9 protein-coding genes are annotated in these 18,851 nt (G+C 61.5%); 5 read left to right on the top strand and 4 right to left on the bottom strand.

Features of this window, described 5'->3' with window-relative positions; translation table 11 throughout:
• Positions 1–95 precede the first annotated feature (95 nt).
• Together ACI3K3_RS05770 and ACI3K3_RS05765 are read left to right on the top strand one after the other, a co-directional pair.
• A complete protein-coding gene (locus tag ACI3K3_RS05770) occupies positions 96–1,814 on the top strand; it encodes an AAA family ATPase (RefSeq protein WP_404912653.1) in 1,719 nt (572 codons plus the stop codon).
• Between the two features lie 51 nt (positions 1,815–1,865).
• Positions 1,866–2,645, top strand: coding sequence for an HNH endonuclease (locus ACI3K3_RS05765; RefSeq protein ID WP_404912652.1), 780 nt, complete (start codon positions 1,866–1,868; stop codon positions 2,643–2,645).
• A gap of 265 nt (positions 2,646–2,910) precedes the next feature.
• Here the strand turns inward: ACI3K3_RS05765 and ACI3K3_RS05760 are convergent, their stop codons facing one another.
• From ACI3K3_RS05760 to ACI3K3_RS05750, 3 genes are all read right to left on the bottom strand, one after another.
• Positions 2,911–4,332, bottom strand: a complete 1,422-nt coding sequence (locus ACI3K3_RS05760) for an MBL fold metallo-hydrolase (RefSeq protein ID WP_404912651.1) — start codon at positions 4,330–4,332, stop codon at positions 2,911–2,913.
• A 573-nt stretch (positions 4,333–4,905) separates the two neighbouring features.
• Positions 4,906–6,822 carry a hypothetical protein gene (locus ACI3K3_RS05755; protein ID WP_404912650.1) on the bottom strand — a complete coding sequence of 639 codons (1,917 nt, stop codon included), beginning with the start codon at positions 6,820–6,822 and terminating at the stop codon, positions 4,906–4,908.
• A complete protein-coding gene (locus ACI3K3_RS05750) occupies positions 6,806–7,111 on the bottom strand; it encodes a hypothetical protein (RefSeq protein ID WP_404912649.1) in 306 nt (101 codons plus the stop codon). Before ACI3K3_RS05750 ends, ACI3K3_RS05755 begins: the two co-directional genes overlap by 17 nt.
• Before the next feature lie 754 nt (positions 7,112–7,865).
• Here ACI3K3_RS05750 and ACI3K3_RS05745 point away from each other — a divergent pair.
• On the top strand, positions 7,866–14,252 hold the full coding sequence (locus ACI3K3_RS05745) for an NACHT domain-containing protein (protein WP_404912648.1): 6,387 nt from the start codon (positions 7,866–7,868) through the stop codon (positions 14,250–14,252).
• 190 nt (positions 14,253–14,442) lie between these two features.
• Entirely contained in the window at positions 14,443–16,383 is a 1,941-nt protein-coding gene (locus ACI3K3_RS05740; protein WP_404912647.1) for a hypothetical protein, read from the top strand.
• A gap of 478 nt (positions 16,384–16,861) precedes the next feature.
• Here ACI3K3_RS05740 and ACI3K3_RS05735 read toward each other — a convergent pair whose 3' ends face one another.
• Positions 16,862–18,133 carry an acetyl-CoA carboxylase biotin carboxylase subunit family protein gene (locus ACI3K3_RS05735; protein ID WP_404912645.1) on the bottom strand — a complete coding sequence of 424 codons (1,272 nt, stop codon included), beginning with the start codon at positions 18,131–18,133 and terminating at the stop codon, positions 16,862–16,864.
• A gap of 147 nt (positions 18,134–18,280) precedes the next feature.
• Here ACI3K3_RS05735 and ACI3K3_RS05730 point away from each other — a divergent pair, with 147 nt between their 5' ends.
• Positions 18,281–18,769, top strand: coding sequence for a hypothetical protein (locus ACI3K3_RS05730; RefSeq protein ID WP_404912644.1), 489 nt, complete (start codon positions 18,281–18,283; stop codon positions 18,767–18,769).
• Positions 18,770–18,851: the final 82 nt, after the last annotated feature.

Raw genomic sequence — 18,851 nt, 5'->3', positions numbered from 1 at the left:
GTTCGTTGGACATGTGATCTGACCGGTTGACCACTTCAGGGATATCGCGAATTAGGTGCTTCATCCAACTTCGACGTCCAGATTAGGTGATAAAAATGCCCGAGGCCATTCCAGCCGATGTGCCAGTCGACGTTTTTATCGCTAGGTCAGCTCTGCACGTTGGGGACCGTCCGGAGCCTCTCGTCGCAATCTTCCCGGATAGCGACAACTGGAATGACTACGGGCGCAATTTCTTCGCCAAGCTGCACATCCGTCCCGTCGAGGGCGATCCGCTAGACCTCCACATGAGGATGATGTTTCAGGCGCATATGACGAGCGAGCCGGTCTTCACCGAGCTGCTGCGGCAATTCGGTGACGTGTTCCCCATCGAGGCGATTCAAACGCCCTTCGTGTCGCTGCTCATTGAGGTCGACCACTATCGGCAGGTGATCGAGAAGCTGGGCTTCGAGGTCGGCGTCAGCGCGCTTCGCAAAATGCATAACGCGACGGTCGCCCGTACCGAGGGGATCAGCCAGCAACAGCTTGACCTGATCGACGACGAGGAGTTTCACATCGGAGCGCTCCGTAACGGCGGCGCGTACGACGCCCTCAGACGCGGTGGCCGATTCTTCCGCCCAGACATCCCCGATCCCGTCGACGATGCGGCCATCGACTTCGCCTTCTCTGCCCGACTGCCAAATGCCGACAATCCCTACACGTTGCCGTTCCGCTTCAACCGCGAAGGCATCTTCCGCGACCGCGCTTCCGTTCTCATCGGCCGTAACGGCGTGGGCAAGACGCAGCTGTTAAAATCGATCGTCGACGGCCTCCACTCTAACCATCCGGACGGCTACCCACGACCGCACTTCTGGCCGGCCTTCCGCCCATCCCGCGTGCTCGTCTTCTCGTCGGTTCCGACTGATCCGTTCCCGCGCTCGATCGGTGCATGGCACGGCATCGATTATGAATACTTCGCCGTGAACGCCTCGGGCGAGAACCGGGCCGACCCGCTGCTCACCGCGCTCGTCGCGTGCAAGAAGTCGGAAGATCGCAGCGGCTTCGGCGAGAACCGCGATAAATCGCGTATGGACGTGGTTCAGGATGCGCTCGAGCCCATTGGTTTGTGGCGCCGTCTGCACCTGCCCCTTCGCGCACGCAGGCAGGGAGACGACCTCCCTCACGTCATAGAGGTTGGCGGACAGAGCTACTTTCCCATCGGCGGGCGCCTCAACGAGCTGAACTCGATACGTCTGATTCAGCAGATAGACTGGTCGCGCCCGGCTATCGTCCTCGACGATGCGATGCAGGCGCGCCGCCTCAGCAGCGGCGAATACGCGATGCTCCGCTTTGCCGCGCAGGCGTCCGCCGCAATTGAGCGGGGCAGCCTTCTGTTGCTGGACGAGCCTGAGACGCATCTCCACCCAAACTTCGTCTCCGATCTGATGGAAATCCTCGATAATCTGCTCCAATCTACAAGATCGATCGCCGTCATCGCTACACACTCCGCGTATGTCGTTCGCGAAGTGCCGCGTGACCGGGTCAACGTCCTGACGCTGGACCGTCGCGAGATCAGCATCGACACCCCGCGCATGCAGACGTTTGGCGCCACCATCGACAGCATCTCGCAGTTCGTCTTCGGCGATACCAGCATGTCGCACCGCTACCAGAAGACCTTGGTTGAGTGGGCCGATCAGGTCGGGCGCGACCTCGGTATTGAAGGCGTAATTGCGCAGTACGGCGCTGATCTGAACTCGGAGAGCCTGTCGTTCATAGCCCGCCGCCTCGCCGAACCTCCGGCCGCTGAGCCTGAGCCGGACGCCCCCGAAGCGTTCTGATCCATGCAGCACCTCCCCCTTCCCGTAGCAGCCGCCGAGGACGAGGCAGTGGTGAACAAGCTCGCCAGGACGGCCAGTTGGACACCGCACCAAGCCGACTGGATCGCCGCGTATCAAGCGTACCAAGCGAACGGCGGAAGCCCGTTCGCGATTGACCCGCACGACTTCGGGCCCGGCGTAGCCGACCTCCAGTACGCACTGTACGACAGCCGGAGTAGGTCCGGCGAACTTGGTCGCATGCGCCGCAAGGCAGGGCTGAAGTCCTGCCCGGTTTGCGGCTCGCCAGTCACCGGGGATCTTGACCACTATCTCGCCCGTAATACCTATCCGGAATTCTCGATCATGCGGGCGAACCTCGTGCCCGCGTGCCGGCACTGCAATTCGGGCGCGAAGGGAACGACTGTCCACGGAGGCGATCCACGCCGGTTCATCCACCCGTATTTCGATCCGTGGGCCGCACAGGCGATCTGGTTCGTGGAAATCGTCCCACCGTACAAGGCGGCAACTTTCAAACCCCGACCAGTACCGGGTCTGCCGGCACCGCAGGGCGAGATCGTCGAGTTTCATCTGGAGAATGTGCTCGGTACGCAGTTCCATCTTTCGATGGCCACCTACTGGTCGTCACTTCCGGGGCAGTTGAAAATCCGGGATCCGGAGCTCACGATAGTGAGCGTGACGCAGCAGATCGATCAGGAACTCCGCGTGGCGCTGCATTCGGGGGGCACGAACTGTTGGCAGGCTGCACTGCTGCGTGGCATTCGAGATGATGTGGCCGCCATTGATCACCTGCGGCAGGAGGCCATCGCAGCCGTATTGCCGCCGATGCCGTGACGGCTGCATAGTTGGCTGGGATCTCCACGTTAGTCGAATGGCAACTTCGGCTGGTGTGGTCGTTCAGGTGCAGGCTGACGAATGACTTAAATGGTCGCAGGCGGCGGAAACACTTGCGATTCAGGGATCATCCCTGGACGGCCGACTGAGGGGATCAAGATCAAGCCGCGCGACTTCCAGTAGTGGTCCGCCACCTGCCGCAGTCTCGAACGCGTTGAAGGAGGACGAAGCTGCCATTCTGCTCTGCAGATCAAAAAGCGCGGTGCTAGGAGCATAGGCAGGGATGCTCGAGTATCGCCTTTGAGGGCGTGAGAAGCGAAATCTCGACCCGTCTTAGAGCAAGACCACAACCCGGGCATTCGGTGCAGCTCCGATTTTTGAGCGCCTTGAACGTCGCGCCGATGGTGCCGCCAGCATGGGAGCGAAGCCAGAAGCACACGTTATAGCTGTCCCACCCATGTCGGTAGGCAACCGCATTATGTTCGGAGCCGTGATGAGGGGCCGTTGCCACAGTGTGCGAACTGCTCATCTGAGCATATGCGGGAAGCGCCCAGACATCACCCAATCCCCAGGTCAGCGCGTTATCGGCAGAGAAAAGCACCCCGTGGCCGCCGGTGAAAGACGGCGGAGCGTAGAAAACGAGGCTTTCCTGGTTCGCCCTAGATATGGAGAGCATATACAGCACTTCTCCTTCCGGACCGGTGAGGACGGGCGCTCCTACCTGCTCAACCGCATTCATTGGCAGCAGTATATCTTCGTCCCCGCCTGCTCGTTTGCCGCTTTCCTCGAAACTCTGCTGGTCAAACCATCTTATGTCGGCACCAGAAGCGATCGCCGATCTTGCAATCTCTGCGATAATTTCCGCAGTGTCGATCAGCGCGCTCCAGTAAGTACCCGCAACTTTCCCAATCTCGACCTGTTGGCTTGGACGATTGCGCGCATGCAGAGCTGCACTGCCCACGCGATAGCGTATCCGGCGGCGACCGAGTTCCAGCTGGTGTCTGGCTTCTTCGCGCTGCTGGAATAGATCATTCGCCTCGCTTACCACCTTCTCAAACCAGTCCGGCTGGTCGGACGGGTCAGGCTGCGCGCTCCAGTTGTCGCCGGCAGTGTCAGGCTTTTGCCGCAGCCGGCGCCGCTTGGGAAAAACGCGCTTTCGCGAGATCTTCGGTTTTTTCTCGGTTGGCTGCACACTCTCGAGAACGACATTGTCAAGAGTGGTGTCGGTGCTCAATGAAGGACTGTCTTGCACCTGAACATCATCATCAGGGGCTCCCAAGAGCGCTTCCTCAAATTTTTCCTCGGTTTCAAGGAGATTGAGTTCGGGATGCTCCGCATTGATGGCATCGATCGTATCCATGACCCCATCGACGAGCGTCTTGGGGTCGGTCAGAGCCTGCGCGACAATCTTCCGCCATCGGCCCGGAAGCCAGAACTCACCTACGGTGCCTTGCCATCCGGCCTTTTTCGACCGCCAGTTTGCTAGAAGATCGGCGAGCCCCTGCGAGTGATCGGAATCGGCATGGGTGCATACAATGATGTCGATGTGACGAAGGTTGGGTCGCGCCTCCTTCAAGGCCTTCGCCAGTCGGGGGCCACTCCTTCCCCCGTCTACCAGAATAGTCTTATTGTCCGCTTCCAAAAGAAAAGCGTCGCCCGACACAGGCAATGCGATCAGTGTGGCCATGTTACATCCCGTATGTTGAGCGTCCTTTCCTTGAAAAGCCTTAAAATCTAATGGCCAGGCTTCACAAACCTCTAGCTTGCCCCTTGGATGCTCCGACAGATTTGAAAGGCTAGCTAAAGCATGATGGCCAGCCCGACTGGCCAAGTCTGGTCGCGTGCCGCCGGAAGCGGAACGCCACGTCATGGGACAGTGCAGTCATTCCGGTGCGGCTGTTGAACCGGCGGCTTTCAGCCGAACACCTGACGATGTGAAAGACAGCAATCGGCGGCAGGGAATGGGAAAGGCAGGGTTGATTACGGAGTTTCGGCTTCCCAGTTGGGAGGTCCAGATAGCGGACCGTCGCCTTTTGGTATGAGCGTCGCCGTGAAAGCGACCATTCGGGGCCTGCTACTGAAGCAGCGGCTCCGGGAAGCATTGAGGCTGGACCTATTAACCAGTCGGGCTACGAGCTGCCTCTGCCGCGGCTAAAGGCGACGTCAGTGTTATTGCGACGGATGCGGAAATGTCGCTAACAATGAAGAGGCCATCTCCCGATGGGTGGATAATGACCCATTAAACCATGGGGCAAGGCTGTCAGATTAGAGATATCCATTCGCCGTCCTGGGTTTGGCCAAAGAGCCTCGCGCCCCTGCTCTCGAGCTGCGATTGGGCATTTGCAATAATGGACTGGTATTCCTTTTGCGTAACGCCTTTGAACACGGCGAAGAACTCTGCCTCGATGCGGTCGAGATCCTCAGGGCTTTTGACAATGTCGAGTTCATTCAGGTCCTTGCGCTCGATGTGAAGGGCGACGGTCATGCCGCAGACCTTCATGAAATCACGCAGGAGGCCGGGACTTTCGAGCAGGGTCGAAACGCCGCGAGGCTGCCAGGCCATGAAGGCGGTCGTGCGCCAGCGAGCATCAATGCATTGGGGAATATCGGCGGTGAACGCCATGACGATGGGAAAACGGTAGATCTCCAGCACATGGTTGGCTGTCTCGTCGCTGTCCAGAAAATCGTCAGCTGCCGCTTCGAAAGGTTCTCTACCATGAGGCGTTACACGGTGGATATGTTCGATAGCGTCCTGGCCGATCTGGACGATCCGGCTGATATGTTCGGCTTGATGATAGGCGAGTTCAATCAGCGGTTTCGAGATGGTGTCGTTCTCATCCGCGATAATCTCGAAGCGCTCGTCCCACTGGAGTGACACGATCGTGCCCGGGGACATGACGTTCGCCAGCATAGTCGCGCGGACGCGGGTTCCAGGAGCAGGAATTTCGAAGAAATCGGCCGCTTTGACGCTGATCTGGAGACCCTTGTCGGTGGACATGTGAACGACGCCATCGCCGGTGCCGGTGACGGCGAATTCGTCCGAGCCCAGTGGCATCAGGGCCCTGCCCAAGACCAGGAAGGGTTCCAGCATCGTCTCGGGTACGATTTCGGAGCCGACCGATGTGCAAAACGCGCGCAGCCGTTCGGCGTACAACTCGGCTGCGGGGTCCGCTTCGCTGGAAGGCGTACGGCCGAGAAAATCGTCGGCACTGCTGCGAGCGACTGGCGCGAAGGGAACCGCACCGCCCCAGGCTTCAACCTGACGGGCCGTCGATTCCGGGCTCGAGACCAGCGTGACGACCTTTTGGAAGAGAGAGTCTCTGACCCGGTCGTAAAGCTCGGCAATGCCTGTTTCCTCATCGAGGATCAGGGCGGCAAGGACCGCGTCATTGAAGAAATGGTCACGCAGGAATCCGAGCAGCATGTCCGATCGCCCCTGGCTGCCGGAAAGGGTCTCGAGTGCGCAAACAAAGAGATAGCCGAGCTGATAGCTGCCACGCCGCGGATCGATCGCGGACTGGAACATCCGTTCGAACCGGGCCCGTTCGGAAGGCATGGCGCGCAGCTCGCGCAGTCGCATAGCGTACGAGAGGCCGCTTTCATAAGCGACGTGCTGCATTTCCGGGGAAGCCGCCTTCGTCTGCAGGATAGCGTCGATCTGATTGGCTCCTGTAAGCTCAAGTTCGTGGGAGAGGCGGTCGAGATATTCTCGCGACTGTTCGCTGGGCGTGCGTGCGCCGCTGAACATGTTGAACAGGTCGAAGGGGCGCGAATACACCCCGCTTCCATCGGGACACGCCCTCCATTCTGCGTAGAGTGCCAGTCCTTCAAGAAGGGGGACAAAGAAGTTAGTGAGCGTCCTGCTGACGATAAGCGATGCATCGAAAGCCGCCCAGCGTTCATGTTCGGCCGGCGTTTCGGCCGGGATGGACGCGGCCATGTAGGCAGCATCATGATAGGTCCGGTAGGTACGCGCCGCGAGGGCGGTACCGACCGGCGTCATGAGGCACCAGTGATGGGTCGCTTCATGGATCAGCGTCAGAAAGTGCCCGACTCTTAGATCGCCGTCGATAAAGTCCGGAAAATCTCTCGAGAAATCGATCGCATCGAAGCTGGCAAAATTGGTGGCGATGTCGATCCGGGCGCTTTCGGAGAAGAGCTCAGGGCTTTTCGGCATCAACGCTGGGCTTTTCGGTCACCTTGGGCTTCGCGCCGGTTCTGCCAAACAGATAGGCGATGGCAACGGGCACCGATTGCACGGCGGCAGCTACGGCTTTCGTGTCGAGCAGCTGGATGATGACGTCCCAGTGTGCCGGATCGATCTGACCCAATTGTCCTTTCCGGCCAGATTTTGCGACGGGCTGGACTTCGATCGCAGCGGTGCCATGCAGCAGGTCGTCGAGATCGGCCTTGATGGACTCGGGTGATACGCCGTCGGGCAACTTGATCTCGAAAATGGTCGGCACTCTGTTTCACTCCTTGGCTATTGCGTGCTGGATGCATACTGGTTCGGCCGGCTTCTATCGTATCGCTGGGCAGAAGACATCATTTCTTCGCAGCTGTTAGCTGCCAACAGCTGAGAGGATAGGTGCCAACCAGCATCATCGAAATGACAGTTGAGCGTCTCGAAGGAGCGCGTTGCTGCTGGACAGTTGCCAAGCTCGTGAACGACCGATTCCGGCATCACCCAACATTCCCGCCGCCGCGTCGGAACGGCATAAGCTGGTCGCGTGCTGCCGGAAGCGGAACGCCGAGCCGTGGGACATTCCCGTCGTTCGGAGGCGAGATATCGAACGTCAGCTCCTGGCGGAAGCTGACGTCGCACGTTCGCCCAACCAGCATCCCAGACGGACAGAACCTGGGCCGTTACCGGACTGGCTGCATTTGCGTGGAAGCGCACCGAAGCGGACGTTGTACACATAGCATCTCGTTTACACCGGGAAGGTTTGAAGTTGCACGAATGTGGACTGACGGTCCCGGCTTAGCTAGCGATCTTAGCCGATGTTCAAAACGCGATCATGGTGATCCGGCTGGCTGCAAGTGTCCACAGAGTTTCCGCCGTCGTAGCTGACGTAGGCAAATTCACGATGTTAAGTTCAAACGATGGTTCGTAAGCGTCCCTCAAGCGATCGATTGCGAGCGACCCCGCTCGATCCATTGCGCGCAAGTCACGCCGGACACCGCTTCCATGAAGCCTGGGCTTCGCGCAGCGTGTTGGCCTTGCTGCCTCCGCACACCGAACTGACCGCTCTGGCGATGGAGGGGCTGAGCATCGAGGATGAACAGGAGCTAAGCGCTCCAGCGATCGAAATCGCCGATCTTACCCGCTATTATGGTGGCAGAAATCTACTTCAGGCGAAGCGCGTCGAGGTCGTCCAATTCAAATATTCGACCGCGCGAGCGACCGTTCCGGTCCGCGCCACAGACCTTTCTCCAACGCTGATGAAATTTGCTCAAGGCGAAGCCGAGCGGCGCGGGCGGCATGGCGATGTCGTCGCAGATCGGGTTTCATACGAATATGCCACTAACCGGCCAATCCATCCCGAACTCGATCAAGCCATTGCTGCGCTCGGTTCCGGTACGCTGGCGCCAAGTAGCGCGACTGGTCAGGCCGCGCAGATTGTCGCTGCGCTGGCCGGCTATAACATCGATCTGCCCGCATTTTTGCGCCGCCTCGCCTTGCTCGGACGGCTTGGCGATCTGACGCAAGCACGTCGGGGACTGGCCCGGACGCTGGCGAGCTGGAGTGCGCCGGGCGACACCCAGACCCGCTTGCGCTTGCGCGAGCTCGAACATCTCGTTCGGGAGAAGGCGGGGCTTGCCGGGCTGCGCGACAAGCTGATCGACCGGGTTGCGGTCCTCGACGAGCTCAAGGTCGATCACGAGAATGATCTCTATCCTGCGCCCGACGTCTTTCCGCCCGTCGCGACGCGGATCGAGCGCAAGGTGCTGGACGAGATCGTTGCAACAACCCGCTCGGCGAGACTGCCGCTGGTCGTGCATGGCGAGGGCGGCATGGGAAAGACCGTGCTGATGCAGGCGCTGGCCGAGCGCCTTTCCACCACGCACGCGGTCGTGCTGTTCGACGGCTATGGCGCAGGCAATTGGCGCGATCCCTCCAATCCGCGCCATCTTGCCAGCCGCACGCTCGTCCATCTCGCCAATCTGCTCGCGGCGCAGGGGCTTTCGGACCTGCTCCTGCCCACCCATCAGGAAGACGGCTTGCTCCGCGCCTTTCGCTTGCGCCTTGCCGATGCCGTTACAGGTATCCGCCAGCGCGCGGCGGCAGCCGGGGTCGCACTGGTGCTCGATGCGATCGACCATGCCGCTCTCGCCGTTCAGCCCGGCCAGCGCTCCTTTGCCCAGCTGCTGCTGCACAGTCTCTCGGTCGATCCGATCGATGGCGTGCTTGTCGTCGCCTCCTGCCGCACCGAGCGGCGCGATCAGGCAGTCGGTGGCGCTGAACATGACGACTTCCGCATTCCCGCCTTCAGCGAGGCTGAGGTCGCCGCGCTGGTGCTGGCACGCGACGCGCATGCCACCCCAGTCGATATCGCCGCACTGACCACCCGCTCGGGCGCCAATCCACGTTGCCTTGATGCCTTTCTGACCGTCGGACGGCCCTATGAAAACCATGCCGCGATCGAAGGCGACCCGCACAAGATACTAGATACGTTGATCGAGGAACGGATCACCGAGGCAAGGCGCGAGGCGATGCGCCGCGGCGCCAGCGCCCAGGCCGTCGACGCACTGCTGGCTGGACTGGCGATGCTGCCGCCGCCGGTTCCAGCGATCGAGTTGGCGGCCGCGCAGGGATTGAGCGCCAGCGATATCGAGAGTTTCGCTGCCGATCTCGCGCCGCTGCTCGAGCGAACCCGACATGGCTTGATGTTTCGGGACGAACCGACAGAGACCCTGATCATAAAAATGGCGCAAGCCGATGCCGTGGCGCGCGATGCGGTAATCGCCCGACTGACCGACCAGCAGTCCCGGTCAAGCTATGCCGCCCGCGCGCTGCCAATGGTGTTGGCACAAGCGGGTCGGGTCGAGGCGCTCACCGAGCTGGCTTTCAGCGCCACGGTGCCGGCTGGCACGAGCGATATTGGCCGGCGCGAAATCCGGATCGCCCGGATTACCGCGGCGCTTCACGCCTGCGCCCATGCTGGCCGCAGCGACGATATCCTGCGGCTCGCGCTTGAAGCATCCTTGGTCGCCGCCGGCCACGAACGCGCCGACCGCTTTCTTTACGAGCATCCCGACCTGACCGCGATCGCTGGCGACCCTGAAGCGCTGCGGCGGCTCTTCGCCACCCGGACGGGCAATCCCCAGGGCCGTCATTCCGCGCTGGCGATTGCCTATGCGCTGGCAGGCGAGCGCGGTGAAGCCGAACGCCACGCGGAACGGGCAATCGACTGGTTCAACCACGGTTTTCGCAAGGAAGGCCCGCACTATGGCTCCGGCGGGCCATCGCGGCGCTTCGATGCCGCCGGCTTCGCCTATGTCCGCCTCTTGGCCGATGACACGCGGCGCATGTTCGACTGGCTCGGCCGAAACAGCGATGCCTTCGCATATAACATCGTCAGCCGGGTACTCGACCTTGGCGATTGCCATACGGCCGGCGGTATCGACCCGCCTGGCATGGCGATACTGCGGCGTCGGCTGAGCGGCTGCCCCAGCGCATTGCCGGGCGCGGCGGCTGCGGCGCTATCGCGCTCTAATGGCGACGCTGCGCTTGATCGCCGGTTCGTCGCGCAACTCGCGGCGCCGCCACGGCCAACACCTGAAGACGGCGAGGAAGCGAGCGCGCATCAGGAAAGCTTGCCGGTCGAAGCCTTGCTTCAGGCAGCCCTACGCGCCGCGGACCTCAAATGCCGCAAGGAAGCGCGGACGATCTTCGCGCGGTTCGAAGCGCGAACCCGCACGGCCTATTCCTTTGACGACTATCGCGGCAAGGATCTCGACCCAGTCTTCGCGCTAGTCGCTGCAGGCGTAGCCGGACCGCTGGCGCGGCGTGAACCCGCGCTGATCGACCTTGCGCCGTCCGAACTGCTCGAACTCGTCCCGCCAAGCATCCGCAAGCGCGGACCAGCCGGCTTCGCGGTGGAGCTTGAAAAGCGGATCAAGGGTCAGGGGCAACGACGATCCAGGCGCAAGACCAAGCGGCGTGAGGAGGACGGGTGGCGGCAGGAACGGCTCGACCAGCAGCGCAAGCTGGTCGATCACAGGCTCAAACCGATCTTGCCCTATGCCGTTCGCATCGCCGGGATGATCAAGGCGGCGCCGTCGGCACGACGAGCGCTGGTTGCAGAATGGGTCGAAGCGATCGAAAGCGATGTCCGTGGCGCGCGCAATTATGAGTTTCGCGACGAACGATCCTATCTTGCACGGATGGGCGGACTTGCCCTGATCTTTACCGGGACGACGCTCGGCGCGCTCGACGGTCCGCTTGCTGAGCGAATCGCAGCATTGCTGATCGCCGCCAAACATGTGCCGCCCGCCCCCCTGCTCTGGGCTTGTGAGCGACTATCGAGGATACCCGGCGCGCAGGTGGCGATCATGCAACTTGCCCGGCACATCGAAGCCGCGATCCGAAGCGGCACCGATACCACCGCAAAACTGACCGACTATGGCAAGCTTGCACGCGCGGTGTGGCGGACATCCCCGCACGATGCCGCGGCATTGTTTCGCAAGGCACTCGACTTGGCTGAAGCGATGGGATCGGACGATTTCCAGCGCGCCAATTCAGTGTTGCAGCTCGCCGGCAACTATCGCGGGGCGCCGCTTGCCGACGCGGCGAGCTACGCCCTGCCGCGTATTTTCGAACTTCAGCTCGGTGACGACGATCGGTACCCGTGGGGTGAGTGGGCGGATGCCATGCGTGGGACCGCTGGCACGGTGGCCCTCGCCATGTTGTCGCGCCTCGACGAACGATCGGCCGCCCAGCTCTCGCTCACGCTGCCGCCGATGCTCACAGCGCTGGTCGAGGACGGCAATCTGCCCGCCGATATCGCGCTTGCGTTGATCGGGATCGGCGGCGCTGGCGAATGCCGTGATTTCGGGCTCGACCGGTTCGCCCGCGCTGCGCTGCCCCAAATCGATACGGCAAGTCAGCGGATTTTGTTCGACTATCTGCTGGTCGAAATCGACCGCGAGGATGGCCTCACGCCCTACGGCCGAACGATCGCGGGCCTGACTAGGCTCGCGGGGGAACGGTTCGACCCGGAGGATCCGATCCGCACGCGGCTCGCCGCGCTCGCGCGGCCCTATCGGGACGACGACGCGCCACCCTATGGCCGGGCGGAGACCGACGCGACCGTGGGCGAAATGGTGTTGGATGCAGACACGATCGATGCCGCGATCGCGCAGGATACCATGGCGCACGACGGACATCGGTTCCCTGAAAGGGTATTGCTGCAACTGGCGGCCCGCGCAAAGGACACTGGCAGCCGTCTCCGGCTTCTGCACGCGCTTATCGATGTCGATGCCCCGCTGGATGACAAGCTCCAGGCGGTCGAAGCGCACTTGGACGCGTGGGCAGCGCTGTCACCCGCGATCAGCGAAGCGCTGCCGGCAATCGGCGATCGCCTGGCCCGCCGGCATCCTGACGACCTCGCCAGCACTAGCTGGGACACCATCAGGTGCTGGCGTATCCTTGAGCGCAAGTTCGGCCTCGATCGCGGCCGGATCGCCCATGCCGCTGTGATCGGTTTCGATGCGGGCGCGCTCGACGTGGCAGGCGATGCATGGCTCTCGCTCGCTGCCGAACTCGCGCCAGCCACATCACAGCCGGCGCTCCGTCAAGGACTTGAGCGCTTTCTCACGCTGGTCGATCGCGACCTGCCCGAGGAAATCGGCGACGGGACGTGGCAGGCGGGTTTTGCCGCACCTCAAGAAGCGGTGGAAGCGGCCGCCGGATTGATCTGGATCCGGCTCGGCAATCCCTCGGCCGGGATGCGCTGGCGCGCGGCGCATGCGGTTGTCCGCCTGGCGGCACTTGGACGGCGCGATGTCATCGACGCGCTCATCGCACGCTTTGACAAGGATGCGGGCCCATTTGCTGCGCCCGCCATTCCATTCCACCGCATGGATGCGCAGCTCTTTCTCCTGCTGGCGCTGGGCCGCATCGCCCGCGAGACGCCCGACCTGCTGCTTGATCATCAGTCCTTATTCGACGGCGTCGTCGCTAACGACAAATTCCCGCATGCGGCGCTTCAAGAGGCGGCGGTCAAGGTGCTGCGCGGGCTTCTACCGGCACTGTCTGGCGATCGGGCGAAGATGCTCGAAGCTCGGCTGGTGAAGGCCAATCGCTCGCCCTTCCCGCCAGTCGCACGCGACAATTTTCACGCCGATGCGCATGGCATGCGCCCGGAAGGCACCAAGCCGCCGCGCCGCGAAATCTATCTCGATTACGACTTCAACAAATTTCACATCGCCCGGCTGATCCGCATGTTTCGCCTCGAGGCCTGGCAAATCGAGGACCGGATCACGGCTTGGGTGCGCCGTAGCGACACGACCCTCGACAGTATGTTTTCCGACCCCCGCCCGCACCATTCCGGTGACCGCTCGGATAGCTGGTCGGGCGGCTATATCCCCGAGAAGTTCCGCTACGGCGGCTATCTCGTCTGGCATGGCCTTCAACTGGCCGCCGGGGAGTTGATGCGCCAACGGGCTTGCACCGAGCCAGCCTGGACGGGAGACAGCGACAGCTGGCGCGAATTCCTCGCCGATGCCGGGATCAGCCGTGTGGATGGAGCCTGGCTGGCGGAATGGAGCGATCTGACCCCGATCGATGCGGGTGCCGAGATGCCCATGCCGAGCCGCGATCATGGGCGTTTTTACGACCCCGCGAGCGAACGCCTGCTCGCCCCGTTGATCGGACTTGATTCAGGACGTGCTGAACTCGCGGTCGCCGGAAACTGGGAGACATCGGGCGACATTGATTTGAGCGTCGTCACGATCTTCGCCCCCGAGCGGATCGCTCGCGCGGCGCTTTATGCAGGGCTGCTGACCGAAGCCTTTCACCAGGGCTTGCCGATTCAGGATGACGAACGCGAGGACGAGTTCGGCAATTCGGCCAGGAAGATCCGCGGGTGGATTGAGCAGGATAATATCTCCGACCGCGAGCTCGATCGCTTCGACCCTTATGCTGCGCTCACCGCGCAGGGCCGCCCGCGCCCCGCCCGGTGGTTGCAAACGGCCGAAGCACTGGTGCGTGCCGATCCGGCAGGCCGTCTCTGGACCCAGGCTGGTCAGCCGATCCTGCGTGGCGAGGCCTGGGGTGGGCCCGATGGACGACTCGATCGAAAAGGCGATCGGGGTGAACGGCTTTGGGCGAACCGCAACTGGCTCGCTCAGCACCTACGGGCCAGCGACATGACGCTGGCGGGGATGGTCAAGGCGCGAAGCTACACCAAGCGCGACCGCGATGACGTGGAGGGCGGCTTTCATCATCGCAGCCTTGGCTTTCTGATTGACTCGCAGGGACGTACAATCATTCCAAAGCGCGTGCCGGCCGCAGTGCGAGCCGCTGTTGCAGGACTCGGCCAATATGAGCGCTATGACTTTGCCCAGCGCTTCAGAGTCATTCTGAAAGTCCTTAATGCATGAACTTCGCTTCCGCTTGGTTCTGCTGCGCGTAACAGCGCAAACATCGTCTAGCAGCTTTAGCTCATACTGGGCCATGAAGAGGAGGCCTGAAGCAGTTGTCAGCACTCTCTTTTTGTTACGCAGGGGCCACAGGCACACGCGATAGGCGTGCTGCGGCTCGCGCGATCACCACCCGATCGAGCAACCGGCTATGAAGATCGAATCCGCGGTAATTGTCACCGATGCGGTCAACCTGCAGCAATCACAGCTTGTCCTGTCAGGCATTGTGCAATCGATGGAGACCCCACTTGCGGTCGCGGCAGACCAGGACATGCCGTATGGCATGCCCGTCAACATCGCGCACGATCAGTGCCGACCTATTGGCTGGAGCGTCCCTCGCGGCGTCTATCTTGCCAAGGACATGGCGCGGCAGTTCAGCTTGATACTAAGCCCCGAAGGCGTCGAGGATCGCGCCGCGATCAATGCTAGGCTCCGGCGCTTTGCCGAGGTGACGCAGCGTTTACAGGTCGAGCCATACCGACACGAGCTGGAGGCGCGCATTGCGGGGCTCGCTAGCGACAAGGCTACCTTGCTCTATTCGGGCGCAGCTGCAGTGGTTGAAGCCAGCCTGGCCGCCAACATATTCCCCGAGTTTTTCGCGATCGGCGGTACTCATGTGGATAAGCACGGCCTGGTCGACCTTGCCTTCCTCAAGAGCCGCACGCGCGAACTTCAACCAGGCATCTTTCACGAAACCGAGCGCGACGTGTTGCTCTTTGCCCATCCCTTCTTCCGCCGCAGCCTCTCGCGGCGGAACAGCCTGAACGCCTACGTGCTGGCGAGCTTTGCTGAAGCAGCGGCGCTTGCGGGCGTGACCGCTCGGCTGCGGCTGGATCCCGATATGATTGGCCATCCGGCTAGCGCACGCGGCGTGATTGAGCTCGAATATTGGAACGGCCCGAACTATAGCGATGACATCGCCGCGATCCCTTCCGGCGTGGCCGAGCATAAGAGCGAGGCGCGCGATCGCGTCTATTCAGGCGTCGATAAGACCCAGATCTGGTGGAAGGATCCTGAAACCCGGGCGGATTCGACTTCCGGCGCCGAGATGATCCGCACCTTTGAAATCGAAGAACTCATCGAGGATGAGAGTCCGGGGCTCCAATCTGGTCATTACGGTTGCCGCTATGCGCATGCCGAGTATGATATTGGCGCCGAGACGATCTCGCATTTCGATGGCGCCATCCGTGCATATGCGGGAGAGACCTATCTCAAGCGAATTGAGGAGAGGATCGATCGCGCCGGAAAACAGGCTAACTATCGCAAGCTGTTTCGGCTCGATGGCGCTTTGCCAATCGCGATGTGGAAGCGGGTACTGACAGACTGGTATCGGAGGAACCGACTCATTCCGGAGTATCTCGGCGCCCCCAGCGACGACCCTGAGCTCAGCAGCGCCGCGTCGTTCTCGCCTGATACGATGAAACAGCGTGCGGCTCTCAGCGCGTTCATTTGCCTCGAGCCGGCGGAAATGACGCCGCCCGACCAAATTACGGTGGGGCCCGACCAATCAGTTATTCTCAGAGATCAACCAATCGCGGTCGCCGAGATCGGGCGCGGCGCAATCGGCACGCTCCTGCGCCAATGGATCGATCCGGCGACCACCACGGCTATTGCAGCAAAAGATTCGCTAGCCAATCTCTCGCGCATTTTCCTGCCGGGCGATCCTCCTTCCGCCACCAGTTGGCGCGAGCTTGCTGAACCACTTGCTGCGGCGATCGCCGCGGAAACACGAACGGGCCGCTTGGCCCGTGTCGCGTTCGCGGCAAGCTGGACAAAGGGCCCGATCGATACGACGCTCTCGATCGAGGGCGACGCTGAACTGGTCAGTACGCTTCTTGGTAAAAGCCTCGATATCGTATGTCCTGACCGGCCGGCGAGCGAATGGGTCGAGCCGTTCAACGAGGTATTCCTCAAGCTGGCGCCCGACCTCGCGGCGCCCCTTGATTTGCCCGATGGCCTCGCCCGACTGGGCCGACTAACGCTGGATCGTTCTGGTGAGGCTACGTTCGAATTTTCTCTCAGCGAGCAGGCCCATTCGGCCTACCTTCACAGCGTCTCCGAGGAAGAGCGAATGGGCGGCGAATCTTCATAACATCGAAGTGACCCCAGCATGCTTAGCGTTGCCGAGACGCGTTCGCCAGTCGAACCTAATAGTCCATTCGAAGCAGATTAATTTTACTATGCCTCGGACGTTTTTCGAGTGGACGATGGCAGCTTTCGGGATCGTTTACACGCCGGCTGAATGACTAAATTACTGGCGCCTTCCTGACAGTCCGCATCGGAGCCATACGCCGGCAGCTTCTGTCAGGAGCAGACGTTCGCGGAGGCTGGTCTGAACGACCGGCTGTGGTCGCATGCTGCCGGAAACCGAACGCCGCGTCGAGGGACGAAGCCGCCGTTCCGAACCGCCTACTTAATCGGCGGTTTCTGACAATTTCGGACGTTGGTTCAGAATGAGCTGACACTCGGTCTGCCCAATTTGACCTGTTTGCTGGGTTTGCAACGAACGCCGCAGCCTCTCTTGCGCGGCCGGAATGCGTACTGGCTCCAGCAAGACGAACAACCGGTCATCAATGTCTGGCCAAGGGAGCGAGCTGTGACGAGATCGACGGTGTTGCTGTGATTAGTTCGACTCCGATCGCGGCGCCGACGGCAACCGTTCGTTCATCCAGAGCCACAAGTTGACTCTGCACGTCGGTGCCGACCACTAGAATGCGCCCCAGCACCTCTAATGGAGCAACTGATGTTGCCGGGCACAACCGATAATTTCGAAGCAGTACCTCTGCTGGCAGCAAGCCTATGATCGCATCGAGGTCGAGGCTCTCCGAAATAACGCCAGCGCTTTTCGCTACTATCTTGTAGATACCCGTCGCTACGTCCGGCAACAATAACGGCATTTCGACCGAGGTTCCACAGTAGAGATCGACCAGAAAGCCATATGCATCCGTTTGGGTACGCAGCGCTAACGCCGTGATCATCTCGCCGCCCATCGGTCGTGCGTTGACCTCGAGGACCTTCGGACCTCCTTCGGTAAGGATCATCTCGACATCGAATAGACCGAAGCTGAGCCCGAGTTCGTGGACAAGTCGCTCAGCCATTGCAGCGCATTGCCCCAACCCATCATCCCGAGCTGGGTCGAAAGATACAGAGCCGAAACCGGTACAGGGGTTTTCGTCATGCTTGAGGTGAAGTGCGCAGGAAATCACCGCCACCTTCAAGCCTGTCGCGGCGACTGCCGCGGATACTACCGGGCCTTCCAGCCAACCTTCGCAGATGAGCCCTCCTTTGAGGAGCCAATTCATGTGGAGTGGTAGTTGAGGCATCAAGCCGGCGAGTTCTTCCTCGTACCACTGTACGTGATCGTCGTTGTACAGCGGGTAGCAAACGCGACTGCCGGATCCCCGCACCGGTTTCACAACGCAGGGATAGCCGATCTTGCCGACCGCCTCGCGCAGGTCGGCTGTCTTAGGGATCCAGCAGAAGCGCGGGTTCATGCTCGCGTCGCTGAGGAACTGGCGAAAACGCAATTTGTCGCGGCAGATCGCTATTGCGTCGGCGTCGGTGAAACGAATGCCCGCGGCTCGAGCTGCTTCCGCAACGGGAGCCAAGACTTCGTCCTGGTCGGTTAGGATGCCGGCAATGCCGTGCTGCCTGTCGAGCGACGCGAATATTCTCGCGAATTCGAAAGCCGGTGCGGCATCCTCGATCATGAGATCCGTATCGGCGACGTTTTTCCAGACGGGACTCGCCTGACGCCGCCACCGGGACTGAATGGAGACGATCGTAAGTTCGCGCTCGCGCAGGGAATGAACGATAGGCAGCCAGCGCTCGTCCAGGTCCACGAGTACGAATGCCCGACCGCGCATCTATCAGGATAGCTTACGATAGGCGTGGCTCGCGACCGTTGACCCTGCGGGCACCCACGTGTCCGCAAGCCGCCACCCTGCGGCCGACACGCTCCCTTCGTCGATCGTTTCCCTCCACATGGCGTGGGCCCCGACGGCGTTTCGCGGCGCGAAAGTCGCCTGAGGAGCCGTCATTGCGACCCGGTGGGCCACGACCGATTTCTGTCGGACGAGTGTAGCGACAGCAACGATCGTGCAACCCCCGAAATCGAAGTCGGCGCCATCTGCCGACTCGACATGGGCATTTTGGACCCCTGCCCTTGCAAGTACTTCACGGGACAGGAGGGCTGCCTCGAAGTCGCGCTCGACCGACAAGGTCTCGCATTCCAGCGCTCGGGCAAGGAAAACTTGGGTTTGTGGCAGGGCTCCGCCCCCCACGATCGCTATGCGGTGCCGGCCGGTTTGCAACGCCCCGCACCGCCGCCATTGCTCGATCTGTCCCGCGAGAAGCTCCGTGAATCCCCGGTTGATCCACGAACCCTCGAAGGGATCACGGTCGCGCGCGCGCCCCAGCGCAGATCTTGCCAGGGCGACCTCAGTCACACTGTGCAGGCGAGCGTTAAGTCCAATTAGATCTTCCCTGAGTTGCCTCCTTGCGAGCAGCATGCGGAGCTGATCGGGCCCTAGCGTTTGGTCTGCGTAATCTAAGATCGAA

Origin of the sequence: Novosphingobium sp. ZW T3_23 (genome assembly GCF_044987305.1) — a bacterium.
Taxonomy (GTDB): Bacteria; Pseudomonadota; Alphaproteobacteria; order Sphingomonadales; family Sphingomonadaceae; genus Novosphingobium.
Note: the sequence above shows the minus strand (reverse complement) of the source record. Positions and strands in the feature narration are given on the sequence as shown.